The organism is Bradyrhizobium sp. Kon58 (genome assembly GCF_055807455.1).
Genome location: NZ_JBVVOT010000263.1, coordinates 1 through 329, shown reverse-complemented (window position 1 = coordinate 329; position 329 = coordinate 1). Strand labels below are relative to the sequence as shown.

At 59.9% G+C, this 329-nt stretch carries 2 pseudogenes; one reads left to right on the top strand and one right to left on the bottom strand.

From position 1 onward, the window contains the following. Positions 1–28: 28 nt before the first annotated feature. Positions 29–148: pseudogene (locus AC0L20_RS40400) on the top strand (peptidase M4 family protein); the annotation flags it as partial. Here the strand turns inward: AC0L20_RS40400 and AC0L20_RS40395 are convergent. Continuing rightward, a pseudogene (locus AC0L20_RS40395) lies at positions 148–329 on the bottom strand (hypothetical protein); the annotation flags it as partial. The pseudogenes AC0L20_RS40400 and AC0L20_RS40395 overlap by 1 nt on opposite strands.

The following is a 329-nucleotide window of genomic DNA, read 5'->3' as shown; positions in this document are numbered from 1 at the left end:
AGGCCAGCCAGCCAGCGGTGATGCCGCGGTGGACGAGGCCTATGACGGCCTGGGCGCGACCTTCGACTTTTTCGACCAGGTATTCGACCGCAATTCCATCGACGATGCCGGCATGGCCCTGGATGCCACGGTGCACTTCGGCCAGGACTACAACAACGCGTTCTGGAATTCGACCCAGATGGTATTTGGCGACAGCGACTCGTTCAACGCCCCGGACTGGTTGAAATACATCAGCTTGGCTTCATCCTCGGTAACCCCATGGGCCAATTCATGGCCAATCACGTCGAGTGCCACGGTGAAGCGGTTGAACAGCTGCTGGTCGCCGTCGC